Source organism: Novosphingobium sp. UBA6272 (genome assembly GCF_002440635.1).
GTDB lineage: Bacteria > Pseudomonadota > Alphaproteobacteria > Sphingomonadales > Sphingomonadaceae > Novosphingobium.
In genome coordinates, this window is record NZ_DJUW01000016.1 from 49148 (window position 1) to 73892 (window position 24745).

At 65.2% G+C, this 24745-nt stretch carries 28 protein-coding genes; 7 read left to right on the top strand and 21 right to left on the bottom strand.

Annotation, left to right across the window (positions count from 1 at the left end):
• Positions 1–3 precede the first annotated feature (3 nt).
• A complete protein-coding gene (locus tag B2V17_RS08230; protein WP_292996859.1) occupies positions 4–564 on the bottom strand; it encodes a phosphoribosyltransferase in 561 nt (186 codons plus the stop codon).
• Complete coding sequence (locus tag B2V17_RS08235; protein ID WP_292996860.1) at positions 554–1573, bottom strand: adenosine deaminase; 1020 nt, start codon at positions 1571–1573, stop codon at positions 554–556. The genes B2V17_RS08230 and B2V17_RS08235 overlap by 11 nt, the downstream gene beginning before the upstream one ends.
• A 75-nt stretch (positions 1574–1648) precedes the next feature.
• Here B2V17_RS08235 and B2V17_RS08240 point away from each other — a divergent pair, with 75 nt between their 5' ends.
• Positions 1649–4360 (top strand): ATP-dependent DNA helicase, encoded by a 2712-nt coding sequence (locus B2V17_RS08240; protein ID WP_292996861.1) that lies wholly within the window; start codon positions 1649–1651, stop codon positions 4358–4360.
• Positions 4357–4899, top strand: a complete 543-nt coding sequence (locus B2V17_RS08245; RefSeq protein WP_292996862.1) for a SixA phosphatase family protein — start codon at positions 4357–4359, stop codon at positions 4897–4899. Before B2V17_RS08240 ends, B2V17_RS08245 begins: the two co-directional genes overlap by 4 nt.
• Before the next feature lie 4 nt (positions 4900–4903).
• On the opposite strand, the gene B2V17_RS08250 is transcribed toward B2V17_RS08245, so the two are convergent.
• The 6 genes from B2V17_RS08250 to rpmF all read right to left on the bottom strand — a co-directional run bounded on the left by B2V17_RS08250 (position 4904) and on the right by rpmF (position 9432).
• Entirely contained in the window at positions 4904–6337 is a 1434-nt protein-coding gene (locus B2V17_RS08250) for an NAD-dependent succinate-semialdehyde dehydrogenase (protein ID WP_292996863.1), read from the bottom strand.
• A gap of 31 nt (positions 6338–6368) precedes the next feature.
• Complete coding sequence (locus tag B2V17_RS08255; protein ID WP_292996864.1) at positions 6369–6806, bottom strand: MerR family transcriptional regulator; 438 nt, start codon at positions 6804–6806, stop codon at positions 6369–6371.
• Positions 6803–7090 carry an integration host factor subunit alpha gene (locus B2V17_RS08260; protein WP_292996865.1) on the bottom strand — a complete coding sequence of 96 codons (288 nt, stop codon included), beginning with the start codon at positions 7088–7090 and terminating at the stop codon, positions 6803–6805. Before B2V17_RS08260 ends, B2V17_RS08255 begins: the two co-directional genes overlap by 4 nt.
• A gap of 117 nt (positions 7091–7207) precedes the next feature.
• Positions 7208–8176 (bottom strand): beta-ketoacyl-ACP synthase III, encoded by a 969-nt coding sequence (locus tag B2V17_RS08265; protein ID WP_292996866.1) that lies wholly within the window; start codon positions 8174–8176, stop codon positions 7208–7210.
• Positions 8173–9228: a phosphate acyltransferase PlsX gene (gene plsX / locus B2V17_RS08270; RefSeq protein WP_292996867.1), complete on the bottom strand. Its 1056-nt coding sequence runs from the start codon at positions 9226–9228 to the stop codon at positions 8173–8175. Before plsX ends, B2V17_RS08265 begins: the two co-directional genes overlap by 4 nt.
• Before the next feature lie 24 nt (positions 9229–9252).
• Complete coding sequence (gene rpmF / locus B2V17_RS08275; RefSeq protein WP_292996868.1) at positions 9253–9432, bottom strand: 50S ribosomal protein L32; 180 nt, start codon at positions 9430–9432, stop codon at positions 9253–9255.
• Positions 9433–9587: 155 nt separating this feature from the next.
• Between rpmF and B2V17_RS08280 the strand changes: the two genes are divergently transcribed.
• Entirely contained in the window at positions 9588–9983 is a 396-nt protein-coding gene (locus B2V17_RS08280; RefSeq protein ID WP_292996869.1) for an MAPEG family protein, read from the top strand.
• 4 nt (positions 9984–9987) lie between these two features.
• On the opposite strand, the gene B2V17_RS08285 is transcribed toward B2V17_RS08280, so the two are convergent.
• From B2V17_RS08285 to B2V17_RS08295, 3 genes are read right to left on the bottom strand one after another with little or no spacing between them, the layout of a single operon-like run.
• Positions 9988–10656, bottom strand: coding sequence for an MBL fold metallo-hydrolase (locus tag B2V17_RS08285; RefSeq protein ID WP_292996870.1), 669 nt, complete (start codon positions 10654–10656; stop codon positions 9988–9990).
• Positions 10657–10712: 56 nt separating this feature from the next.
• Complete coding sequence (locus tag B2V17_RS08290) at positions 10713–11165, bottom strand: tRNA (cytidine(34)-2'-O)-methyltransferase (RefSeq protein ID WP_292996996.1); 453 nt, start codon at positions 11163–11165, stop codon at positions 10713–10715.
• A 2-nt stretch (positions 11166–11167) separates the two neighbouring features.
• Complete coding sequence (locus B2V17_RS08295; protein WP_292996871.1) at positions 11168–11818, bottom strand: S24 family peptidase; 651 nt, start codon at positions 11816–11818, stop codon at positions 11168–11170.
• A 110-nt stretch (positions 11819–11928) separates the two neighbouring features.
• Between B2V17_RS08295 and B2V17_RS08300 the strand changes: the two genes are divergently transcribed.
• Together B2V17_RS08300 and B2V17_RS08305 are read left to right on the top strand one after the other, a co-directional pair.
• Complete coding sequence (locus B2V17_RS08300) at positions 11929–12117, top strand: hypothetical protein (protein ID WP_292996872.1); 189 nt, start codon at positions 11929–11931, stop codon at positions 12115–12117.
• Between the two features lie 19 nt (positions 12118–12136).
• Positions 12137–12475, top strand: a complete 339-nt coding sequence (locus tag B2V17_RS08305) for a hypothetical protein (RefSeq protein WP_292996873.1) — start codon at positions 12137–12139, stop codon at positions 12473–12475.
• A 1-nt stretch (position 12476) separates the two neighbouring features.
• On the opposite strand, the gene B2V17_RS08310 is transcribed toward B2V17_RS08305, so the two are convergent.
• A complete protein-coding gene (locus tag B2V17_RS08310; protein WP_292996874.1) occupies positions 12477–13421 on the bottom strand; it encodes a D-2-hydroxyacid dehydrogenase in 945 nt (314 codons plus the stop codon).
• A gap of 59 nt (positions 13422–13480) precedes the next feature.
• Between B2V17_RS08310 and B2V17_RS08315 the strand changes: the two genes are divergently transcribed.
• Entirely contained in the window at positions 13481–14083 is a 603-nt protein-coding gene (locus tag B2V17_RS08315; protein WP_292996875.1) for a 2OG-Fe(II) oxygenase, read from the top strand.
• A gap of 23 nt (positions 14084–14106) precedes the next feature.
• Here B2V17_RS08315 and B2V17_RS08320 read toward each other — a convergent pair whose 3' ends face one another.
• The 9 genes from B2V17_RS08320 to B2V17_RS08360 form a co-directional block, all read right to left on the bottom strand.
• On the bottom strand, positions 14107–14571 hold the full coding sequence (locus B2V17_RS08320) for an RES family NAD+ phosphorylase (RefSeq protein ID WP_292996876.1): 465 nt from the start codon (positions 14569–14571) through the stop codon (positions 14107–14109).
• Positions 14571–15071 carry a DUF3828 domain-containing protein gene (locus tag B2V17_RS08325; protein WP_292996877.1) on the bottom strand — a complete coding sequence of 167 codons (501 nt, stop codon included), beginning with the start codon at positions 15069–15071 and terminating at the stop codon, positions 14571–14573. The genes B2V17_RS08320 and B2V17_RS08325 overlap by 1 nt, the downstream gene beginning before the upstream one ends.
• Positions 15072–15298: 227 nt before the next feature.
• Positions 15299–16792, bottom strand: a complete 1494-nt coding sequence (gene cysS / locus B2V17_RS08330) for a cysteine--tRNA ligase (RefSeq protein ID WP_292996878.1) — start codon at positions 16790–16792, stop codon at positions 15299–15301.
• A 136-nt stretch (positions 16793–16928) separates the two neighbouring features.
• Positions 16929–17612: a nitroreductase gene (locus B2V17_RS08335; protein WP_292996879.1), complete on the bottom strand. Its 684-nt coding sequence runs from the start codon at positions 17610–17612 to the stop codon at positions 16929–16931.
• Positions 17613–17686: 74 nt separating this feature from the next.
• Entirely contained in the window at positions 17687–18244 is a 558-nt protein-coding gene (locus B2V17_RS08340; protein WP_292996880.1) for a DUF2846 domain-containing protein, read from the bottom strand.
• 12 nt (positions 18245–18256) lie between these two features.
• Positions 18257–18919 carry a hypothetical protein gene (locus B2V17_RS08345; RefSeq protein WP_292996881.1) on the bottom strand — a complete coding sequence of 221 codons (663 nt, stop codon included), beginning with the start codon at positions 18917–18919 and terminating at the stop codon, positions 18257–18259.
• 110 nt (positions 18920–19029) lie between these two features.
• Positions 19030–20844: a cobaltochelatase subunit CobT gene (gene cobT / locus B2V17_RS08350; protein WP_292996882.1), complete on the bottom strand. Its 1815-nt coding sequence runs from the start codon at positions 20842–20844 to the stop codon at positions 19030–19032.
• Between the two features lie 188 nt (positions 20845–21032).
• Positions 21033–21683 carry a fructose-6-phosphate aldolase gene (fsa, locus tag B2V17_RS08355; RefSeq protein ID WP_292996883.1) on the bottom strand — a complete coding sequence of 217 codons (651 nt, stop codon included), beginning with the start codon at positions 21681–21683 and terminating at the stop codon, positions 21033–21035.
• Positions 21684–21747: 64 nt separating this feature from the next.
• Entirely contained in the window at positions 21748–22431 is a 684-nt protein-coding gene (locus B2V17_RS08360) for a DUF4197 domain-containing protein (protein WP_292996884.1), read from the bottom strand.
• A gap of 65 nt (positions 22432–22496) precedes the next feature.
• Here B2V17_RS08360 and B2V17_RS08365 point away from each other — a divergent pair, with 65 nt between their 5' ends.
• Positions 22497–24662, top strand: a complete 2166-nt coding sequence (locus B2V17_RS08365; RefSeq protein WP_292996885.1) for a primosomal protein N' — start codon at positions 22497–22499, stop codon at positions 24660–24662.
• The last annotated feature ends 83 nt before the right edge of the window (positions 24663–24745 follow it).

Below are 24745 nucleotides of genomic sequence, written 5' to 3' on the forward strand. Positions count from 1 at the left end.
TGCCTAGCCGTGATCCTTCAGGATCAGCGCTGCCCCCGGTTTGTGCGCGCGGATCTCTTGTTCCGTCAAGCCGCAGATTTCATGGGGAAAGACTAGCCACTCCTCGGTCTGGTGGACGAAATAATCGGGCTTCAGCGCGGTCTGGTTGCGGCTTGGCTTGTAATAGGCTGTGGCGATGCGGATCGTGTCGGGCGTGTTGTGCCGGCAGCGGGTCTTCAGCTCCTTGAGGAACGCCTCGACCGAACGGCCGGTATCGAACACATCGTCAATCACCAGCAGGCGATCTTCCGGGTTCAGCACGTCGATCAGATAGCCAAGCGCATAGACCCGCACTTCCTTGTCTTGCCGGTCGATCCCGGAATAGCTGGCGGTGCGGATCGCGATGTGGTCGGTTTCGACCCCGCGATAGGCCAGCAGTTCCTGCACCGCGATCCCGACCGGCGCGCCGCCGCGCCAGATCCCAACGATGTGGGTGGGGCGAAAGCCCGATTCGAGCACCAGATTGGCCAGCGCGAAGCTGTCCTCCAGCAAGCGGTCGGCGGTGAGATAGACCTTATCGACCACCGGCCACCTCGGCGATCTCGGCGAGGTGCTGGATCTGGTCGGCCATCGGCAGGAACGATCCGGTGAAACTGTTTTCCGCCAACCGGACGATCTCCGCTTCGCTCAGGTCCAGCGCCTCGGCAACGGCGTGGAAATTGGCGTTGATGTAGCCCCCGAAATAGGCCGGATCGTCGGAATTGACCGTCGCCTTGAGGCCAAGCTCCAACATCCGCCGCACCGGGCTTTGCGCCAGGTCCCCGATCACGCAGAGCCGCAGGTTGGACAGAGGACAGACCGTCAGTGTCAGGCCTTCGTCAGCAATCCGCCGGACCAGCGCCGGATCTTCCAGCGCGCGGTTGCCGTGGTCGATCCGCTCCACTTCCAGCAGGTCGAGAGCCTCTTGGACATATTCGGGCGGCCCCTCCTCGCCGGCATGGGCGGTGACATGGAGGCCCAGTTCACGGGCGCGGGCGAAGACGCGCTGGAACTTGCTGGGCGGGTGGCCGACCTCGGAACTGTCGAGGCCGATACCGTGAATTCGCTCCAGATGCGGCAGAGCCTGGTCGAGCGTCGCCTCGGCATCGGCTTCGCTGAGGTGGCGCAGGAAGCACATGACCAGCCGGTAGCTGATCCCAAGCTGCACCTCGCCTGCCTTCAGCGCGCGCTCGATACCGTCCAGCACGGTCTCGAAGGCGACGCCGCGTTCGGTATGGCCCTGCGGATCGAAGAAGATCTCGACGTGGCGGACGGTATCGGCATGGGCGCGCTCGAGGTAGGCCCAGGTCAGATCGAAGAAGTCCTGCTCGGTCTGCAGCACCGACATGCCCTGGTAATAGATGTCGAGAAAATCCTGCAGGTTCGAGAAGGAATAGGCCGCCCGCACCTCTTCCACGCTGGCAAAGGGGATCGCCACGCCGTTGCGTGCGGCCAGGGCAAATAGCAGCTCCGGTTCAAGCGAACCTTCGATGTGAAGGTGCAACTCAGCCTTGGGCAGGCGATCGATCAGCGCGGCGCGGGCGGGATTCGTCATGGAGCGACGCTGGCGCAGGGCAAAGGCCCGGTCAACCGCTTGCGGAGTGTTCCATTTCCGTTCTAACGCTACCGCGTGAGCGACGCACTGCCCCTTCCCGCCTTGCACGCCAGCCACGGCGGATGCTGGCTGCGCGATGGCCATGGCGCGACGCGCGGGGTGGCCAAGGGTGAGGCAATCGTTGCCGCCGCCGATACCCCGCTGCTGCTGCTCAATGCGCCGCTGATTGCCTCGCGGCTTGGCTATCCCGACCTGTCCGGGCTCGACCTGCTGGAACTTTACGCCTTCGTTTTTCCAGCGCGGTTTGTGGTGCCGACGCCCAAAGGCCTCGCTCATGCGCTGGGTCTGGCCGAGCCCACCGGCGACGATGCGGTTCCTGCCCTGCTCCAGCAAGCCGCCGAGCAGTTGCTGGCGACCTGCCAGCAGCCCGACTGGGCCGAGCGTGAAGGCGCCTGGTCTGCACTCCAGAACCTGACCCGGCTGCGCTGGACCTGGGCTCCATTGCTGACCGCCCGCATTTCGGCACCTGCCAAGGCCGAGCGCTGGCTGTTCGCGCGCCTGCCCGAATGGGAGGAAGCGCCCGAGCGTCCGCAGCCCGCGCAGGTTGCGATCGATCCGGCTGCGATCGCGGCGGAATTGGGCCGCCTGACCGGGGACGGAGCGGAAAGCCGCCCGGCCCAGGCCGCCTATGCCCAGGAAGCAGCGCATCTGTTCGAACCGCGCCGCCGTGAAGGCCAGCCGCACCTGCTGCTTGCCCAGGCCGGGACCGGGATCGGCAAGACGCTGGGCTATCTCGCCCCGGCCTCAACCTGGTCGGCGCAGTCGGGCGGCACGGTCTGGGTTTCAACCTATACCAAGGCGCTGCAACGCCAGCTCCGCCGCGAGAGTAGCCGCGCCTGGCCGGGGCGCCGCGCGGACGGAAGCCAGCCGGTGGTGGTGCGCAAGGGGCGCGAAAACTACCTGTGCCTGCTCAACCTGGAAGACGCGCTGCAAGGCGGCTTCACCGGGCGAGCGGCGATCATGGCGCAACTGGTGGCGCGCTGGGCGGCCTATAGCCAGGATGGCGACCTGATCGGCGGCGACCTGCCCGGCTGGCTCGGCACGCTGTTCCGCCAGCGCGGGGTCAAGGCGCTGACCGACCAGCGCGGCGAATGCGTCTATGCCGGCTGCCCGCACTACCGCAAATGCTTCATCGAACGCGCCGCGCGGGCCAGCGCCCAGGCCGATCTGGTGATCGCCAACCACGCGCTGGTGATGGTCAACGCCGCGCGCGGCCGCGATGCCGCGCAGCGCCCGACCCGGATCGTTTTCGACGAAGGACACCACGTGTTCGAAGCGGCGGATTCGACCTTCGCCGCCGCCCTGACCGGGGCCGAAACGATCGAGCTGCGGCGCTGGGTAATCGGCCCGGAACGCGGATCCAAGGGCCGGCGCCGCGGGCTGTCTGCACGACTGGCGGATATCGCCAGCTATGATGAGGCCGGCGGCAAGGCAATCGCCGCGGCCCGCCATGCGGCAGAGGCCCTGCCCGGCGATGGCTGGCTGCAACGGATCAACGAGAACGCGCCTTCGGGACCGCTCGAGGAGCTGCTCACCGCAGTCCGTGCCACGGTTTATGCCCGCGATGAAAGCGGCGGGCAGGAAGCAGGCTATGGCCTTGAAACCGAAGCCGCCCAGCTTGACGGCAGCTTTATCGAACGCGCCAGCGCCGCGCAGCAGGCTCTGGCCGAGTTGCGCACCCCGTTGATCCGGCTCGGCGTGCGGCTCGAAGCGATCCTGGCCGAACCGCCCGACTGGCTCGACGGCCCGGGACGCGCCCGGATCGACGGCGCGCGCCATTCGCTGACCTGGCGGATCGACCTGCTGGCGGCATGGGAAGCCCTGCTCGAACGACTTGGCGGGCCGGCCGACCCGCTGTTCGTCGATTGGCTGGCGGTCGAGCGGGCCGAGGCGCGCGAGTTTGATATCGGGATCCACCGCCGCTGGCTCGATCCGATGAAGCCGTTCGCGCGCACGGTGCTGGATGGCGCGCACGGGGTGATGCTGACCAGCGCAACGCTGAAGGACGGGCCGGACTGGGAGGGCGCCGTGACCCATTCGGGCGCGGGCGAACTGGGTATTGCTCCCCGCCTGTCGAGCTTTGACAGTCCGTTCGATTATGGTTCCCAGGCCGAAGTGCTGATCGTGACCGATGTCCCCAAGGGCGATCTTGCCGCGCTGGCCGGGGCCTATGCCCGCCTGATCGAGGCCGCTGGCGGCGGCGCGCTGGGGCTGTTCACGGCAATCCGCCGGCTGCGCGCGGTCCACGGCCGGATCGCCGACCGGCTGGCGCGCGGCGGTCTGCCGCTGTTCGCGCAGCACGTCGATCCGATCGATACCGGCACCCTGGTCGATATTTTCCGCGACGATCCGCGCGCCTCGCTGCTCGGCACCGATGCGCTGCGCGACGGGGTCGACGTGCCCGGCCATTCGCTGCGACTGGTGGTGATGGAGCAAGTGCCCTGGCCCAAGCCTTCGATCCTGCACCGCGCCCGGCGCCTCGCCGGCGGCGGTCAGGCCTTCGACGACCGGATCATCCGCGCCCGGCTGGCCCAGGCTTTCGGACGGCTGATCCGCAGCCGCGACGATCACGGGATCTTCGTCGTCTTGTCTGCCGCCTTCCCCAGCCGGCTGCTCTCGGCCTTTCCGGCCGGCACCCCTGTCACGCGGTTGACACTCGATCAGGCTTTACAACACGTCGCTGCCAGTGTTTCAGGGCAGCCCGCCAAGCAAGAGAGCGCCACTTGAAGATCCTCGGCCTGTTCCGCCACGCGAAGTCCGATTGGCAAGATCCGCGCGCCCGCGATTTCGATCGCCCGCTCAACGCGCGCGGACGCAAGGGCGCGGCGGTGATGGGCCGGCACGTGCGCGATCACGGGGTGCGCTGGGACCGGATGATTTCCTCCCCCGCAATCCGCTGCGCCGAAACGATCGAGATCGCCTGCGAGGCCGCGGGCCGCCCGGTCGCGGTCAACTGGGACCGGCGGATCTACCTCGCCAGCAGCGCGACCCTCGCCGATTTGCTGCGCGAGACCGAGGGCGATCCCAAGTCCGTGATGATGGTCGGCCACAATCCGGGTCTCGAAGACCTGATCTTCGACCTGGTCCCCGACGATGGCTCCAGCCCGCTGCGCGACGTGGTCGAGGTCAAGTTCCCCACCGCAAGCTTCGCGGTGCTGGAACTCGACATCGACAAATGGTCTGACCTCAAGGACAATTGCGGACGGCTGGTCCACCTGACCCGCCCGCGCGATCTCGATCCGGAGCTTGGCCCCGGATCGAGCTGATAGTTCAGGCCTGATGGATCGCCTTGGTTACCAGATAGCTGTCCATGCCTTCCATCCCGCCTTCGCTGCCAAAGCCGGAATCCTTGACCCCGCCGAACGGCGCATCGGCAACGCTGATCGCGAAGGTGTTGATCCCGACCATCCCGCTTTCAATCCCGTCGCCCAGCAGGTTGGCGGTGCGCAGGTTCTCGGTAAAGGCAAATGCGGCGAGGCCATAAGGCAGCCGGTTGGCCTTGGTCAGCGCGTCTTCCAGGTTTGAGAACGGGGCCGCCACGGCGACCGGACCGAACGGTTCGTTGTTCATGATATCGGCGCTGTCGGGCACGTCGGCCAGCAGGGTCGGTTGGAAGAAGAAGCCGGCGTTTCCGCGCTTGCCCCCAGCCATGACCTTGGCCCCCTTGGCGGCGGCATCCTCGACCAGCGCCTCGATCGCGCCCGGGCGGCGGACATTGGCCAGTGGCCCCATCTTGCTGTCGGCATCAAGGCCGGAACCCGGGGTGACGCTTTGCGTCCGCGCCGCGAAGCCATCGACAAAGCGCTGGTAAATCGATTCCTGGACATAGAACCGGGTCGGGCTGACGCAGACCTGGCCGGCGTTGCGGAACTTCTGCGGCACCACCATGTCGAGCGTCTTGTCCAGATCGCAATCCTCGAACACCAGCACCGGGGCGTGGCCGCCCAGTTCCATCGTCACCCGCGTCAGGCTATCCGCCGCCAGCCGCATCAGGTGTTTGCCGACCGGGGTCGATCCGGTGAAGCTGACCTTGCGGATCACCGGGCTGGCGATCAGGTGGCGGCTGACCATGTCTGGCACCCCATGGACCAGCTGGGCAACACCAGTCGGCAGACCGGCATCGATCAGGCAGCGCATCAGCGCGCCGGTGCAGCCGGGGGTTTCCTCGGGCGGCTTGGCGATCACCGAGCAACCGACTGCCAAGGCCGGAGCCAGCTTTTTGGCCATCAGGTAGACCGGGAAATTCCAGGGGCTGAAGGTGGCGACCGGACCGACCGGTTGACGCGTAACCAGCGAGCGCTGCCCCGTCGGGCGGACCAGGACGCGGCCATAGATCCGGCTGGCCTCTTCGGCGCACCAGTCGAAAATCTGCGCGCTGCCCATCACTTCGGCCCGGGCCTCGGCCAGGACCTTGCCCTGCTCCAGGGTCAGCAGGGTCGCGATCGAATCCGCCCGTTCGCGCAGCAGCGCCGCGGTCTTGCGCAGCACCGCTGCCCGCTGTTCGACCGGGGTCGCCTTCCACAGGGAGAAGCCGGTTTCGGCGGCGGCCAGGGCGGCATCAAGATCGGCCGGGGTAGCCAGCGGCACTTCGGCAATCGCATCGCCAGTGGCGGGATTGACCACGGGGAACAGGTCGCGGCCCTCGCCGATTTGCCAGCTGCCGTTGATGAACAGCGCAAGATCGGCGTCGTATGTCTGCGTCATGGAAGGGGTCCTCACTCTCGTGAGGGAGGCTTTAAGCCTCGTGCAGCGCGTTGACCAGTGTGGTCCGCAGCGAAATCAACCGCGCGCGCAGCGCGAAGTTGGCGCTCATTGCCGAAAGCGGCGGGGTTGCCACCGAGGCTTGTTGGGTAGGCTCGTCCACGGAAGCCGCAGCCTGACGCCCGCCGGTTTGCAGCGTCTTCTTGGCGCCTTTCAGGGTATAGCCTTCACGGTGGACCAGCCGGTCGATCGTTTCGACCAGCCGGACATCCTCGGTCCGGTAATACCGCCGCCCGCCGCTGCGCTTGAGCGGCTTGAGCATCGGGAACTGCTCTTCCCAATAGCGCAGGACATGCTGACGGATGCCAAGCGCCTTGGCGACTTCGCCGATCGTGCGCAGGGCTTCGGGATCCTTGCCGTCGGCATAGCCCGCAGGCTGTGCCGGTCGGTCGAAGAGTCCCTCTTCGCTCATCCCTTGGCGATCCGCTCTTTGAGCATCTGGCTGGCCCGGAAGGTCAGCACCCGGCGCGGGGTGATCGGCACTTCGACCCCGGTCTTGGGGTTACGGCCGATCCGCTGGGCCTTGTCGCGCAGCAGGAAAGTGCCGAAACCGGAGATCTTCACACTTTCGCCGCCTTCAAGCGCGCCGCTCATGTGATCGAGAATCGATTCCACCATCGAAAGCGATTCGGACCGTGAAAGGCCGAGCTTGCGATTGAGGGCTTCAGCCAGATCGGCTCGTGTAAGAGTAGTCATGGAGCGCACCAGCACCTTTCCATAGCCAGAGACGCGACCTCTAGATTCGCAGAGCTTACAAATTCGTCGCCAAATTGCAACGCAATCGCGCGATTACGGAAGGTTATCCGCTGTTGCTCAGACTCGGAGCAAGCATGCGCCCCAGGTGAAGCCACCGCCCATCGCCTCGAGCACGATCAGATCGCCTTGCTTGATCCGGCCATCACGCACCGCCGTATCAAGCGCCAAGGGCACTGATGCAGCCGAAGTGTTGGCGTGGCGGTCTACCGTCACAACCACTTTTTCCGGCGGCAAACCCAGCTTTTTGGCGGTTGCATCAAGGATCCGCTGGTTGGCCTGGTGCGGCACGACCCAATCGAGATCGGCGGGGCTGAGGCCGCATTCGGTCAGGATACTGGAAAGCACATCGGCAAGGTTGACCACCGCATGGCGGAACACCTCGCGCCCCTTCATCCTTAAGTGCCCGACGCTCTGCGTGGTCGAGGGGCCGCCATCGACATAGAGCAGCTCATTATGCGCGCCGTCGGCATGAAGATGAGTCGCCAGTACGCCGGGGCCGTCTTCTTCCACCTCGCGCGCTTCCAGCACGACCGCCCCGGCCCCGTCGCCGAACAGCACGCAGGTGGCGCGATCGTCCCAATCGAGCAGGCGGGTCATGGTTTCGGCGCCGATCACCAGCGCGCGAGTGGCCATGCCGGTGCGGAGCATCGAATCTGCTACGCCAACGCCATAGAGAAAGCCCGAGCAGACCGCCGCGACATCGAAGGCGATCCCGCCATTGGCACCCAACGCGTCCTGGACGATCGTGGCGGTCGCCGGAAAGGTCTGGTCCGGGGTGGTCGTGGCCAGCACGATCAGCCCGATGTCCTTGCCCTCCAGACCGGCGGCTTCAAGCGCGCGGCGAGCGGCGGAGATCGCCAGGGTCGAAGTGGTTTCCCCTTCTCCTGCGACATAACGCTGGCGGATGCCGCTGCGCTCGACGATCCATTCGTCGCTGGTATCGACGGTCTGGGCGAGTTCCAGATTGGTCACCACCCGCTGCGGCAGGGCCGAGCCGGTGCCGATCATGACCGAGCGACGGGTCATTCGGCAGCCTTGGGAACGGAGCGCAGATTGCCGGTGCCCAGCCGGGCCAGGTCAGCCGCAATCCGTTCTGTCAGGTTTTCCTCAAGCAGCCGCGCGGTAACCGCCACGGCATTGGCGACGCCGATCGCATTGGCCGAGCCGTGGCTCTTCACCACCACCCCGTTGAGGCCGAGGAATACCGCACCGTTATGATTGTTGGGATCGAGGTGATGCTTGAGCAACTCGGTCGCCGGGCGCGAAACCAGGAAACCGAACTTCGAGCGGATCGAGCTGGCAAAGGCGCGGCGCAGCAGGTCCGCGACAAACCGCGCGGTGCCTTCGACGGCCTTGAGCGCGATATTGCCGGAGAAGCCGTCGGTCACCACCACGTCGACATCGCCGCGGCCGAGTTTGTCAGCCTCGACAAAGCCGTCGAACGTCATCGACAGTTCCTCGGCGGCGGCCTTGAGCTGCGCGGCAGCGGCCTGCAGATTGCCGGTGCCCTTGGTTTCTTCGGTCCCGATGTTGAGCAGCCGGACCCGCGGCGCTTCCAATCCGGTGACGATCCGCGAATAGGCCGCACCCATAATCGCGAATTGGACCAGGTTGCGGGCATCGCAATCGGTATTGGCACCGAGATCAAGCATGACCAGATCGTTGTCGCCCAGGGTCGGCAGCAGGGCAGAGAGCGCGGGGCGATCGATCCCCGGCATGGTTCGCAGCGCCAGCTTGGCCATGGCCATCAAAGCGCCGGTGTTGCCGGCGCTGACCGCCGCCCCGGCCTCGCCGGTCTTCACTGCATTGATAGCGAGTCCCATCGAGGTGGTCTTGGCGCGGCGCAGCGCCTGGGTCGGGCGTTCATCGCCGGCGACCACATCTTCGCAATGGAGGATTTCGCTGGCCCCGCGCAGGTTGGGATGATGCTCAAGCGCATCCTTGATGCGCTGCTCATCGCCGACCAGCAGGAATTTGAATCGATCGTGGCGGCGGCGGGCCAGCGCCGCGCCTTCGATCATCACGCGCACGCCTTCATCGCCGCCCATCGCGTCAACGGCGATACGCGGCAGGCTCATGCGCGAATACTCCGGTTGAAGGGCTTAGAGCCCGACCGCGACGATCTCGCGCCCGTTGTAATGCCCGCAAGCACCGCACAGGTTATGGGGACGCTTCAGTTCACCGCAGTTCGGGCATTCATGGAATGCCTGGACCTTCAGCGCATCATGGCTGCGGCGCATGCCCCGCTTGGAGGGCGAAGTTTTTCTTTTGGGGACAGCCATTGCGGCACCTGTTCCTGAAAATTGACAAAAGCTCTAGTGTGACCGCGCTCAAACCCTGGGGTCGGCGGCACGCGAAGGCGCGCCTATAGCGAATTCGGCACGGGTTGCAAGCACGATGGCTCCGGTTTGGGGCGAAGGACGATGGGGAGAGTGGAATGACTTTGATTTTACCGACAACACTATGCCTTGGCGCAGCAGCTTTGCTGATAAATTTCTGGCTCGGCTGGCGATGTGCAGAAGTCCGTTCGAGCGAGAACATCTCGGTCGGCGACGGTGGCAACGAGAAGATGATCCGGCGGATGCGCGCTCAGGCGAATTTCATCGAGCAGACCCCGCTGATTCTCCTGGTGGTCGGACTGGTCGAAGCGGCCGGAAAAGGCGGAGTTTGGCTCGCTCCGCTGGGCGGCTTGTTTTTACTTGGTCGGATCGCTCACGCAATCGGCATGGACGGCACCTTCAAGCACGGGCGCAGTGTCGGAATGGTTATCGGCATGATTTTTCAGCTTTGCCTGGTTGTAGCCGCGGTTGGAACAGCGTTGGGCATGATCTAGCGCGTCAACTCAGCGCGTAGTCGCTGACGAAACCGTTGACCTGTCGTTCCCGGCCGAATGTGCTGGTTGGCCCATGGCCGGGAATGAAGGTTACATCGTTGCCCAGCGGCCACAGCTTTTTCGTGATCGAATCGATCAGATCCTGGTGATTGCCGCGCGGGAAATCGGTCCGCCCGATCGATCCTGAAAACAGCACATCGCCCACGATCGCCAGGTGGCCTTCGGGATAGTGGAACACCACGTGACCCGGGGTGTGCCCGGGGCAGTGAATCACATCGAGCGTGGCTTCGCCGGCCGTGACAGTGTCGCCGTCGTGCAACCAGCGGTCGGGCTCGAATGTCTCGGCATGCATCCCGTATTTGCCGCCGTCCGCCGCGAGCTGCTCGATCCAGAACCGGTCGTCCTCGTGCGGGCCCTCGATCGGCACGCCCAGTTCCCTGGAAAGGATCCCGGCCTGCCCGCAATGATCGAGGTGGCCATGGGTGATCAGCAGCTTTTCGATTGTTACGCCAACTTTGGCCACCGCCGCCTTGAGCTTGTCGAGATCCCCACCCGGATCGACCAGCGCCCCGCGCATGGTTTTCGTGCACCACACCAGCGAGCAATTCTGTTGCAGCGGGGTAACGGGGATGATCCCGACGCGGACGGGCGGTTCGGCGGTGGTGTCGTTCATGACGCCTGATGTGGCGAGGCTTGGCGCGAAGGGCAAGGCGGGAAATGCATTTCCACCTACCCCGGCAATCCTCCAACTTGCCGCAGCGCCTCGCCCAAAGCCAGCGCAGCACTGGTGGCGAGGTTCATCGAACGGACCTCGGGCCGCATCGGCAGGCGCAGGCGTACGTCGGCCGCCGCGACGACGTCTGCCGGCACCCCGGCGCTTTCCTTGCCGAACAGCAGGATATCGTCGGACCGAAAGGCAAAGTCATAGGGTGATTGCATGGCCTTGGTGGTGAACAGCACCAGCCGGCTGGCCCCGATCGTCGCGCGGAACGCCTCAAATCCGGCATGCCGCACCACTTCGACATGATCGATATAGTCCATCGCGGTCCGGCGCACCCGGCGGTCGTCCCAGGCAAAACCCATCGGCTCGACCAGGTCCACCGCCGCGCCCAGGCAAGCGCCCAATCGCATTACCGCGCCGACATTGCCGGCGATCTCGGGTTCATAGAGCGCGATCCGCATGTTCACAGCCGCCCGCTCTTCCACACCACCCGGCCGATCACCTGGACCTCGTCCGGTGCCAGCTCGATCGTGCGGTAGGCGGGATTGTCGCTGACCAGCGCGACTACCCCGGGTCGGGCGAGGTCAAGCCGCTTGACCAGCAAGGCATCACCGGTGCGGACCACGTGGATCCCGTCGCGCCAGGGCCGGGGGGTGCGATCGACCAGGATCTCGTCCCCATCGCGCAGGGTCGCTTCCATCGAATCGCCCTCGACCCGGATTGCCGAAAGCTGCGCAGGATCGAGTCCCTGTTCGCGCAGCCAGCGCGCCGCGAAGCGGAAGGCGCCGACCGGCAGTTCCTCGCCCGGCAGCAGCCCCGGTCCGGCCGAGGCGCCCAGCGGCAGGCGCGGCACATCGACCCAGTCCCCCCGCGGGGGTTTTCCGGGCAGGATTGGGGAAATTTCCTCCGGCGCGCCGAGCTCGCCTTCCTCCACCCCGAAGAACCGGGCGAGCGTCCGCCGGTCACCCTCTTCGAGCTTGCGCGGACTGCCCTTGCGGATGAATTGCTGAAGATAGGTCGAATTGCGGCCAATCAGCTCCGACAGGCGGGAGAGGCTGGTGCCCCGCTCACCGGCGAGTTGCAGCAGCCGGGTGCGTGGATCGGTGTTTACCATCAAACCGACATAGTCGATGTATTTCTCCTAGACAAGTAGGATTTCGCAGAGTTGAACAGGATTCTTCCTACAGTCGATTCGCCCCCCAAGCAGAGAAAGGCCCCCACCCCATGCTGATCACCCGGATCGAGCGCTTTCTGCGCGAAACCGGAATGCCGTGGACCAAGTTCGGGCGGCTTGCCGCGCATGACCCGCGCTTTGTCCAGGATCTGCGCAACGGCCGAATGCCGCGCGATGCAACCGCGAAACGTGTGGAACATTTCATGAACATCTATCGCGAGGATTGCCGTGCAAATTGATATCCCGGCCGATCAGGCCATGCTAACTGCTGCGCGCCGCAGCGCTCGCACCCCCTGGCTACCGCTGCTCTCGGCGCTGATGGAACTGGCTGGCGGCAAGGCCGAATTGCTGCGTCATGCCGAACGGAGCTGGGCCAGTGTCACCTTCTCCGGAACCCGCCACAGCGTGGTCATGGCCTTCACCGGGGCCGAGGCGGTGGCAGCGGGCGAAGCCTTTATCGAGGCCCTGCCCGACCACGAATTCTCCGTGCCCCGCCAGCTGGTGGCCGACGCCGCGGTGGTCGCGGTGGAGCACACCGCCCTGCCCGAACCGCGGCTGGAGGTGACGGCCGAACTGCTGCTGCTGGAGGACCGCTGACTTAGTAGCCCGCCGCGTAATCGACCACCGGTTCCAGCCTTTCGCCGCGGCCATAGCGCGCCAGGTTTTCCAGAAACCGCGCGGCGGATCGTTGGAACATGCGGTTTTGCGCCTTGCCGGTCAGGTGCATGGTGATCTGCGCGTTATCGAGCGCCCACAGCGGGTGATCCTCGGGCAGCGGTTCGGGGGTGGTCACATCAAGCAGCGCCCCGCCGATCCGCCCGGAATTCAGCGCCTCGGTCAAGGCATCCTGATCGATCACCGAGCCGCGCGCGACGTTGACCAGCACCGCATCGGCCTTCATCGCCGCCAGTTCGGCCGCACCGATCATCCCTTCGGTCTCTGCCGTGGCGGGCACCGCGATCACGATCCAGTCGAACTCTCCCAGGTGCCCGCGCCACTCGTCGGGCCCGAGCACCCCCGGTCCGGGGCTGCGGCGCACCTTGCTCACGCCCATCCCGAACCCGGCCAGCCGCTTTTCCACTTCCTGTCCGATCGCGCCATAGCCGAGGATCAGCGCCGAACTGCCGAATAGCTCGCGCTTGCCCGGCGAATCCTTCAGCCATTCGCGCCGCTCCTGCGCGCGAACGACCTCGCGGTAGTTCTTCGAATGGGCCAGCATCAGCAGCACCACATATTCGGCGATCGGCACGGCATTGATCCCCGCGCCGTTGGTAAGAACCACCCCGCGCTGGGCCAGCACATCGAGCGGGAACGCCTCGACCCCGGCATAGATCGAATTGAGCCACTTCAACCGCGTCGCCAGATCGAACACTCGCGCCATGTCGTCTTTCGAATGCATGTCGAACCAGCCGATCTCGGCTTCGGGTGCGAGGGCGAAGGCCTCTTCCTTGGTTGTGTACCAGCGCAGATCGGCCCAATCGGGTAGATGCGGTTCGATCATCGGTTTCAGCAGGGCGTTGAGGACGATGCAGATTTTCTCCATGGCTGCACGATCCATCCCAAGTTGCCTTGCTGTCAAGCACGGGTGTGGTAGATGCGGCCATGGCCGCTGCTCCCCATTGCATTCTGGATGATTTCCTTCCCGAAAGTGTCCACCAGGAATTGCTGGCCCATTGCCTGGCTGTCGGCGATTTCGATCGCGGCAAGGTCATCGTGGATGGCGAGCTGGCTTATCATCCCGATCTGCGGCAGGGCTATATTTCCCGCGACCGGCTGGGCCGCCAGTTGATGCCTTTCCGCGTGCGGATGGATGCAGCATTCGCGCAGATCGCAACCGAACTCGGGATCAAGCCTTTCAAATACAACGATATCGAATTCAGACTGGCCGCCCATGGCCATGGTGACTTCTTCAAGCCGCATCGTGACACCTTCGTCGGCAAGGACCGGCCCGAAGGCGGAGATCGGCTGATCACAGCGGTCTATTACCTCCATGCCCAACCTCGCGGCTTCCGCGGCGGCGATCTGCGCATTCACCCCTTCGGGCCGGGTGAGCCTGTCGTGGTTCAGCCGGCCAGCAACCGGCTTGTGGCATTCCCGTCTTTCGCAATCCACGAAGTCAGCCCGGTGGAAGTGCCAAGCCGCGCCTTCGCTGATTCGCGCTTTTCGGTGACCACCTGGTTCAGGCGCGTGAGCACCCCTTCCTGACCGCGCAGGCGCGCATCGCCGGATTAGGATTCGAGGTGGCCTAGAAAACTGTCCAGCATCGGCGGGCGGTGGAGGCATTCGGCGAAGCTGAACGGGCGGGTGACGAGCGGCGGCACCTGCGTCGCATCGGGATGGCGCGGGTTCAGGTAGATCACATTGGTTTCGGGCAAGACCTTTGAGCGGATTGCGGCGAGCAGCGAGCGGCGGCTTTCCAGCCATTCGCCGATGAAGGCCCGGATCGTGTCTTCGTCCGGATCGGGCACCCGTTCGGGCACGGCCTCGGCCTCGGTCCAGCCAAGCACCAGATCGGCGGGCGCGGCAGCCAGGTCCGGCAGGTGGTACCGCAGCGCCACCAGCACCGCGAGCCCCGCCTCGCTCGCCAGACTGACCACCGGCTGGCCGGCCGGGGCATAACGCGCACCGTTGAGCTCCGCCCCCTTGCCGTCAAGCGCCACATAGGGCGCGCGGGTGAGGCGCCACAGCTTCATCAGGTGCCCGGAACCTCGGTCAGTTCCTCACGCATCGCGGCCTTGACGCCCTTGGGCACGCTGTCGCTGTACAGGTCATCGATCAGCCAGCGCCCGCCCTCGTTCACCAGAATCAGCCGCTGGGTCAGGAAATCGTCCCAGCCGGCGGTGAACTGCACTTTCACCTCGACCTTGCCGGGGGACAGCAGGCGGAGATCGGTGCGCTTGTGCTTGAACCGCTTGGCCTGCCAGTCCTGGCATTCGCAGAACCAGCCGTAAGACGAGAGGCCGGTCAGCTCTTCGCCATTGTGCTTCTTCCAGGCCCGGATCAGCGCGCGGGTCTTGGCCGAAAACACCGGCTGGTCCCAATCCGCCCCGTTGGGTCCGCTCTCCCGGTAATAGCCGCCATAGGCCAGCCGCAGCGTGGCATCGACCTTGCCCGGAACGGCCGGAGGCGGCGCGGCGGCAAGCAGGAGCGCGGACAGGACCGCGCTGGCGGCGAGTTTGATCAAGCGGTTCATCGGGCCCCTCATGGCGTCAAGTCTGGCGGACTGTAAGGCCATAGACAAGGGTACGCTTGGATGAAGGCGTCAGTCCGCGTTTCAAAGCAGACCCACAGGACCCGCTCGTCCTGAGCTTGTCGAAGGACTGCCTTTCACTTCAGGCCGCAGGGAATGGGGCAGGAAGGACAGGACGATGCTTCGACAAGCTCAGCATGGGCGGGGTTGGTGAAACCCATCTGTCTGAATCAGCCCAGCTTCCAGTCCCAGCCGAGCGGATCGCCGTCCATCACCTCAACCCCTTGTCCAGCGAGTTCGTCGCGGAGGCGATCGGATGTGGCGAAATCCTTGGCGGCGCGGGCTTCCTTGCGCTGGGCAAGGATGGCTTCGATCTCGGGCTCGGTGATGGTGGCGGCTTTGGGGCGGATGCGGAGTTCTTCAGCGCTCAAACCAAGGATATCAAGGCCGAGCACTCGATCCATCTCCTCCAAAACTCTTAACCTGTAAGCACAAATCGCCTCAACAATTTCCGGATAATCGGGATTGTTCAGGAGCACGGATTTTGCCCCATTGAGTGCAAGTGCCTCAAAGAAAGTCAGCGCTTGAGGTGTCTTTAAATCCTGAGAAATGCTCTCGTCAAAACTCTGCAGCAGCTTGTCCGAAAACTCCTCAGCAGCAACCGGAGTGGCGTTTCCGGCATAGGACGTAAGTTCCGCGATCGGCCGACTCAGGCGCTTCAGCCGCACCAGCGCCGCCTGCAGCCCCTCCCACGAGAACTCCAGCTCGCTGCGGTAGTGCGCCTGCAGGCACAGCATCCGGTAAGCCAGCGGGTGATAGCCCTTGTCGATCAGCAGTTGCAGCCGCAGAAACTCGCCGCTCGACTTGCTCATCTTGCCGCTGCGTTCGACCAGGAAGTTGTTGTGCATCCAGATCTTCGCGCCCGAATTCTGCGGGTCGCTGAGACCGTTGGTGCAGCAATAGGCCTGATTCTGGGCGATCTCGTTGGGGTGGTGGATTTCGCGGTGGTCGATCCCGCCGGTGTGGATGTCGAACGGAAAGCCAAGCAGCGCGCCGCCCATCACCGAGCATTCGAGGTGCCAGCCGGGCGCGCCCCGGCCCCACGGCGAATCCCATTCCATCTGCCTCGTCTCGCCCGGCGGGGTCTTGCGCCAGATCGCGAAGTCGGCGGCGTTGCGCTTGCCTTCAACCGTCTCGATCCGCCCTTCCCCGTCCTCGGTCACGGCGCGGGCCAGCTTGCCGTAATCGGCCACGGTCGTGACATCGAAATAGAGCCCGCTATCGAGCTCATAGCAATGCTTCGGCGCGATCTTGCGGCCCCATTCGATCATCGCCTCGACATATTCGGTCGCGCGCGGATGGGCCTTTTTCTGGACGTTGAGCCGGGCCAGATCGCGCTCGAAATCTTCCTGATAGAACCGGGCGATGTCCCAGGCGCTCTTGCCCGCCTGCGCCGCCATCTTCTCCATCTTGTCCTCGCCCGCGTCAGCGTCCGAGGTCAGGTGGCCGACATCGGTGATGTTGATCACGTGGGTCAGCCTGTAGCCCTTGAACTGCAGCGTGCGGCCCAACGTATCGGCAAAGACATAGGCCCGCATGTTGCCGATGTGCTGGTAATTGTAGACCGTCGGCCCGCACGAATAGACCCGCGCCTCACCGGGGTGGACGGGCTGGAACGGCTCCAGCTTGCGGGTCAGGCTGTTGAACAGGCGCAGGTCGGTCATGGCGCGAGGCCATATGTCGGCACGGGGGCTTCGACAACCCTTCGACAGGCTCAGGGTGAGCGGATTTGGTGCATTTGGGCAGGAAAAATGGCCCGCTCAGGCTGAGCCTGTCGAAGCCCGCCCACTACATCGGGCCCTAGAACCCTTCCCACCGCACCGTCTCGTCCAGCCCCACGCGCGGGACCGGGAAGCTGTTGACCGCCGCCTGACGGTCGCCCCAGCCGATCGCGCAGCCGCAGAAGAAGATGTGGTCTTCGGGAATGTCCACCACTTCGCGGATCTGCTTCTGATAGACCGCCCAGGCCTCCTGCGCGCAGCTGTCGAGCCCTTCTTCGCGCAGCAGCAGCAGCACGGTCTGCAGCCACATGCCGATGTCGCTCCACTGCGGCAGGCCCATGTAGCGCGGGGTGTGAACCAGCATCAGCACCGGCGCGCCGAACGCGCGGAAGTTGTTGCGGAACACGTCCATCCGCTGGGCCTTGTCCTCACGCGGGATGTCCAGCGCCTTGTACATCGCCTCGCCCACGCCAAAGCGGCTGGCGGCATAGCGGCCTTCCAGTTCGGCTGGATAGATCGGGTATTCGGCCGAATAGGCGGCCAGCCCCTGCGGGATCGTTGCGGTGACGAGATCGATCAGCTTTTGCAGCGGCGCGCCGGTCAGCATTATCGCGTTCCACGGCTGGGTATTCCCGCCCGACGGCGCGTTCTGGGCCTTTTCCAGTACGCGGCGGAGCATGGCCTGATCGACCGGCTGGTCAAGGTACTGGCGGATCGAGCGGCGCGAGGCGACGGCCTCGGTAACGGTGCTGGCTTTGGTCATGACCGTTTAATTGAGCGATTAAACGGCGCGGTCAAGGCGGGAATGCACCTTGGCCGCGCCGATAGGCAGATCGATCAGTTGGCGGCAGCCGGCTTGGCCGCTGCCTTGAGCGCGGCCAGATCGGCCGAGCGCAGCGCACCGGGGGCCGGCCCCATATCGTCATCGTCGACCAGCTTGAACTTCTTCATGCCGCGGAAGGTCGCCTCGGTCGAGGGCCGGATATCGGGACGGCCGACCATGAAGCCCATCTTGATCTTGCATTCGACGAACTGGGTCTCGTCCGGCTCGACCTCCAGCGCCAGCACGTCCTTGGCTTCGGTCTTGACGGTAAACTCATGCTTGCCGGGATCGGCGACCATGATGAAATAGCGCCCGCCGCCCAGCGAGCTGACCTTTTGCCCGCCTTCGTGAACCGAACAGGCCACCGCCGCGCCAGAGAGGCCGCCCTTCCGGTAGAAAACCACCTGGCCTTTGCCGACCGGGGGCGCGGGGATGAAGATCTGCGCGGCGGGAACCGAATCGTTCTCTTCCACCTCGGCGGCTTCTTCCTTGTCCTTGGCCATGGCCTGGAGCGGCAGCACGGTCAGGCTGGCGGCCAGCGCGATCGGCAGTGCGAACAAAGTCTTCTTCATGGTAGTTGCCCTTTATTGAGATAGCGGTTGAACGGGTTCGGGTGTCGCAGCTGGCGGCGAAGCCGGCGCCGCGGGATCGGTTGGCGGATCGAGCAGAAAGGCCTCGGCGGTCTTGGCATCGGCCTGGGTGCCGACCGGCAGGTCGATCCCCTTGCCCTTCACGAAGAAGCCCACCAGCGCGAGCGCCGGGCTGGCCACCGACATGGTGGTGACGGTGCCGATCCGGTCCTGCCCGGCCGCCGCAAAGTGCAGTGAACGCAGCCGCAGCTTGCGCCCCCCGACATCGAGGTAGCGCGCTGCCAGCACCAGTTCGCCCGATGCGCCGCTCCCGCCGCTCTTCTTGGCGTGGACCACTTCACCCACCCCGCGCGTCCCGGCCGGAACCAGCACCTTGCCATTAACCGTGACGGGCTGATCCAGTACAAATTCGAACATTTCGCCGCTCTTGCTGATCTTGCTGCCAAGGTGGGTACGGGTCAGCAGCAGGACCGGCGTCAGCGGCGGAATGCAGCGCGGCTCTGCGTCAGGCTCAACCGGAGGACATGTGGTGGGCCCGGTGAGCGGAGCGGCCGGAGCCAGCGCCGGAGCCGATTTGACAGCCTTTTCAGCCGGGGCAGCAGCATCCTGCGCCAGGGCCGCCGGCACGGCAAGGCCCAGGCCAACAAGCAAAACCATTGCCCCCCGAAAATGGCGGAAAAGATCAGCGCGAACCATTGGAAGTAATTGCTATTATCCGAAAATCGGCTTGGCAATGAAATTTCCTTGGCCACTTACGCAGCGCAAAGTCATTCGTCCTCGAACAGGCTGGCGAGCTGTTCGATCATCGTGCCGCCCAGTTGTTCGACATCCATGATGGTCACCGCGCGGCGGTAATAGCGGGTTACGTCATGGCCGATCCCGATCGCGACCAGTTGGACTGGCGAGAGTCGCTCGATCCAGTCGATCACCTTGCGCAGATGCAGTTCAAGGTAGCCGGCGTTGTTGACCGAAAGGGTCGAATCGTCGACCGGCGCGCCGTCCGAGATCACCATCAGGATCCGGCGATCCTCCTGCCGGGCGAGCAGCCGCTGGTGCGCCCAGAGCAGCGCCTCGCCGTCGATGTTCTCTTTGAGCAGGCCTTCGCGCATCATCAGGCCCAGGTTCTTGCGGGCGTGGCGATAGGGCTGGTCGGCCCGCTTGTAGACAATATGGCGCAGATCGTTGAGCCGTCCCGGCTGGGCCGGTTTGCCCCCGGCCAGCCAGGCCTCGCGGCTTTGCCCGCCCTTCCAGGCGCGGGTGGTGAAGCCGAGGATCTCGGTCTTGACCCCGCACCGCTCCAGCGTCCGCGCCATCACGTCGGCGCTGATCGCCGCGATCGAGATCGGACGACCGCGCATCGATCCGGAATTGTCGATCAGCAGGGTAACGATCGTGTCCTTGAACTCGACCTCGCGCTCGATCTTGTAGGACAGCGAATGGCCGGGCGAGATGACCACCCGGGCCAGCCGCGCAGCATCGAGCAGGCCTTCTTCCTGATCGAAATCCCAACTGCGGTTCTGCTGCGCCATCAACCGCCGCTGCAGCCGGTTGGCCAGCTTGGTGACGATCCCCTGAAGGCCCTTGAGCTGCGCGTCGAGATAGGCGCGTAGCCGGGTCAGCTCCTCCTCTTCGCACAGTTCGGAGGCGGCAACCACTTCGTCGAAGACCTGAGTATAGGCCTTGTAGTCGAAGCTGGCGGGAACCTCGGTCCAGGGGCGGTTGGGCCGGGTCGGCAGCATGCCTTCCTCACCCTCGTCGCCCTCTTCGGCGTCGTCGGATTCATCCTCCATCTGCCGTTCGGTTTCGTCCTCGCCCTCGTCCTCGCCCTCGCTGGGTTCGGAGGCAACTTCGCTCGGAGTCTGGTCCTCGCTCGATTCGCCGTCGTCGGGCTGGTCTTCGCTGTCGTCCTGGTCCTCGCCCTCGTCGCCATCCTCGCTTTCCTGCTCAGTTGGCATGGCCTGGGTCAGCTCGAGGTGCTGAAGCATGTTGAGCGCCAGTCCCTGGAACATCGCCTGATCGTCCAGCGAAAGCGCCAGCGCATCGAAATCGGTGCCGGCGCGCTCCTCGATCCAGCCGCGCAGCATTTCGACCCCCTCGCGGGCCGGCTCTGGCACCGGCTGGCCGGTCAGATGCTCGCGCAGCAGCAAGGCCAGCGCGGTCGGGATCGGCACGTCCTCGGGTCGGGCGGCGCGGGTGATCGGGTCGCCCAAGGTCCGCGCTTCGTTCGCCGCGCCAAGGTTGGCGCGCATCCCGGCATAGGATTTCGCGCCCAGCGCCTCGTAACGAACCGCCTCGACCGCATCGAAAGCTGCGCGCGCGGTCGCCTCGGACGGGGCATTGCGGGTGTGGAAGCCTTCGTCGTGATGGCGGATCTTCAACGCGAAGCTATCGGCAAAGCCGCGCGCTTCCATCGCCTGATCGCGCGGCAGATTGCGCCCCGGCATCGGCAGGCGCATGTTCTTGCCGTTGACCACCGGGTTGTCGGCGGTCCAGGCCACCTCCACCTCGGGCTCATGCGCGATCGCCCGGCTGGCGCCGGTCAGCACGCTCTTAAAGCGGTCGAGGGGGGATTCGTCTGCCATTACCCTTTCAAATTCAAACTACCCAAACTCGTCATGCTGAACTTGTTTCAGCATCCATTGCGCCGTTGGACCAGAAAACGTTGGCCAAGCAGACCGCCCCGTCTCGCCCCCCGACACCAGTTGTCTGTGCCTCACGATGGACCCTGAAACAAGTTCAGGGTGACGAACAGGGCAAGGTCCGAAATTTCCTAGATCGCCTGCCCGGTCTTGGCCCAGTCGGCCAGGAAGCCTTCGATGCCCTTGTCGGTCAGCACGTGCTTGAACAGTGCCTTGATCACCGATGGCGGCGCGGTCATCACGTCGGCGCCGATCTTGGCGGCTTCAAGCACGTGGATTCCGTGGCGGACCGAAGCCACCAGGATCTCGGTTGCGAAATCGTAGTTGTCATAGATCAGCCGGATGTCGGCAATAAGGCTCATCCCGTCGAAGCCGTTGTCATCGTGACGGCCAACGAAGGGCGAAACGAAGGTCGCCCCGGCCTTGGCCGCGAGCAGCGCCTGATTGGCGCTGAAACACAGCGTGACGTTGACCATGGTGCCGTCGCTGGTCAGCGCCTTGCAGGTCTTCAGTCCGTCGATTGTCAGCGGCACCTTGATGCAGACGTTGTCGGCAATCTTGCGCAGCTTTTCGGCCTCGGCCATCATCCCGGCGTGATCGAGCGCGACCACTTCGGCGCTGACCGGGCCATCGACGATCCCGCAGATTTCGCGCGTAACTTCGATGAAATCGCGCCCCGACTTCATGATCAGGCTGGGGTTGGTGGTCACCCCGTCAAGCAGGCCGGTGGCGGCCAGATCCTTGATGTCGTCGATTTCAGCAGTGTCGGCGAAGAATTTCACGTGTCGGCTCCCGGTGCGAGTCAGGAGCCGCTAGTGGCACGGAATCTCGTGCTGGCCTAGCCCCTCAAAGCACCCGGAACACGCCGATCAACAACGGATCGTTGGTGCTTTGCGGATTGGCGCGGATCGCGCTTTCCTCCACCCCGATCTGCGACCAGATCGAATTGTCGGCGCGGGTGGCAATTCCGCCGGCAATACCCGACATGTCGACACCCGCCAGGGCGCGGATTGCCTGACCGACAATCGGATCGCGTGAGATTCTCAGCGCGTCGCTCAGCCCCGGGACCATTGCGTTGACCAGCGCCGGGCCCATTTCCCCGCGCAGCCAGGTGGTCGCCTCGTTCGGACCGCCGCGCACCAGCCGCACCGCATCGATGATCGAAATGCTGCGGACCGCCTCCAGCACCACCGGCGCGGCGCGTTCGGCGCCCTTTTCGGCCATCAGGTTGAGCTGCTTTTGCAGCTGGCTTTTGAATACTGTCGACGTCAGCAGGCTGCGGATCGTGCCGCTGCTGCCGCTGAACATATCGGGCAGATCGAACCGGGCCACTTCATTGTCCCAGAATCCGCCCGGCGCCGTCAGCCGCGAGAATGCCCGCTGGGCCGAAATGGTCAGCAGCCGCCGGATCGCTTCGACCATCGAGAAGCCGCCCATGCCTTCGCAGCCCGCCAGCAACACCAGCCCGCCAGCCGCCGAACCCGCCAGGAAACCGCGCCGCCCAAACGAATGTCCGTCAATCCTGTCCATCGACCCTTGCTCCTTGCTGCGCGGGGGCTGTCGCCCGCCGCCGATTCCCGTCATAGAGGCGCGGCATGAACCGCGTCCGACTCCTTGTCTTCAACCCGGCCCTGCCGGTGCTGGACTATCGCCTTCCTGCTGGAATGGCGACAGAATTCGGCCAGCTGGTGATCGCCCCGCTGGGTCCGCGCCAGGTGTTGGGGATCGTCTGGGAACCGGAACGGCTGCCGGGTGCCGAGGTTCCCGAAGCCAAGCTCCGCCCGTTGCTCGAAGTGCTGCCGGTCCCGCCACTGAGCGCCCCCTTGCGGCGGCTGATCGAATGGTGCGCGGACTATTATGTCGCTTCGCCCAATGCGGTCGCGCGGATGGCGCTGGGTTCGATGGCGGCGCTGCGCGGCGGGGGGACCACCACCGAATATCGCCTCTCGGGTGAAGAGCCCAAGCGCCTGACCCCGCAGCGCGCGGCCGCGATGGATGCGCTGCACGGCGAGCAGGCAAGCATCCGCGAGCTCGCCCATATCGCTGGCGTGTCCGACGGGGTGCTGCGCGGAATGGTCGGGGCCGGAATACTTGAACCGGTGACCGTCGATCTCGATCGCCCCTACCCCCGCGCCCGGCCCGAACACGGCCAGCCGGAATTGTCGGCGGCTCAGCAAGCGGCTGCGGACCGCTTTGTCGCGGCGGTAACCGCGCGGCAGTTCGTGCCGTTCCTGCTCGACGGGGTAACCGGATCGGGCAAGACCGAATGCTATTTCGAGGCGGTTGCTGCGGCAATCCGCGAAAAGCGCCAGGTGCTGGTGCTGCTGCCCGAAATCGCGCTGACCGAGAACTTCCTGCGCCGATTCGAAGCCCGCTTCGGTGTGCCGCCCGTGCTGTGGCACTCCAGCCTCAAGCAAAGCGAACGCCGCCGCGCCTGGCGCGCGATCGTCAGTGGCGATGCGCAGGTGGTGGTCGGCGCCCGCTCCGCCCTGTTCTTGCCCTACAAAAACCTTGGCCTGATCGTGGTCGACGAGGCCCACGAGGTGTCGTTCAAGCAGGACGACGGGGTCCGCTACAACGCCCGCGATGTCGCGGTGATCCGTGCCCGGTTCGACAGTGTTCCGGTGATCCTCGCCAGCGCCACCCCCGCGCTCGAATCGCTGCAGCTGGCCGAGGCCGGAGTTTATGAAAAGATCGACCTGCCCGACCGGTTTGGCGGCGCGACCCTGCCCGACGTTTCGATCGTCGACCTGCGCAAGGAGATGCCCGAGCGCGGGCGCTGGCTCGCCCCGCGGCTGGTCGAGGAAATGCGCGAGCGGCTGGACAAGGGCGAGCAAAGCCTGCTGTTCCTCAACCGCCGCGGCTATGCCCCGCTGACATTGTGCCGCCACTGCGGCTACCGCTTTCAATGCCCCAATTGCAGCGCCTGGCTGGTCGAGCACCGGCTGTCGCGGCGGCTCGCCTGCCACCACTGCGGGCACGAGGTTCCCCCGCCCGAGGCCTGCCCCGATTGCCAGACCCCGGACTGCCTGGTCGCATGCGGCCCGGGGGTCGAGCGGATCGCCGACGAGGTGGCCGAGCTCCTGCCCGAGGCTCGGATCGCGGTGGTCACCTCGGACACGCTCAACAGCCCGGAAAAGATCAGCGAATTCGTCAGCGCGACCGAGGAAAAGCTGATCGACGTGATCGTCGGCACCCAGATCGTCACCAAGGGCTATCATTTCCCCGACCTCACTCTGGTGGGCGTGGTCGATGCCGATCTGGGGCTGGAAGGCGGAGACCTGCGCGCGGCCGAGCGGACCTATCAGCAGGTCGCCCAGGTCAGCGGGCGCGCCGGGCGCGGCGAAAAGCCGGGCGAGGTGCTGATCCAGACCCGTCACCCCGAAGCAACAGTGATCGCCGCGCTCGCTGCTGGGGACCGCGACGCCTTCTATGCCGCTGAAGCCGAGGCCCGCAAGGATGCCGGGGCTCCGCCGTTCGGACGCTGGGCCGCGATCATCGTCTCGAGCGAGGACCAGGCCGAAGCGCGCGAGGCGGCCCGCGCGGTCGGCGCCACCGCGCCGAACCTGCCCGATGTGATGGTGCTCGGCCCGGCCCCTGCCCCGCTCAGCCTGCTGCGTGGCCGCCACCGCTTCCGCCTGCTGGTCAACGCGCGCCGATCAGCCAAGCTGCAGGACGTGATCCGGGCCTGGCTCGATCCGCTGGAATTTCCGCAAGGGGTGCGGATCAGCGTCGATATCGACCCCTATTCTTTCGTGTGAGATAATATTGAAACTCAAATCGATTCAGGTAACTCTGATGCACTGGCGGATTTTGGATCTATCTGCCTGAGGTTTTGGGAGCG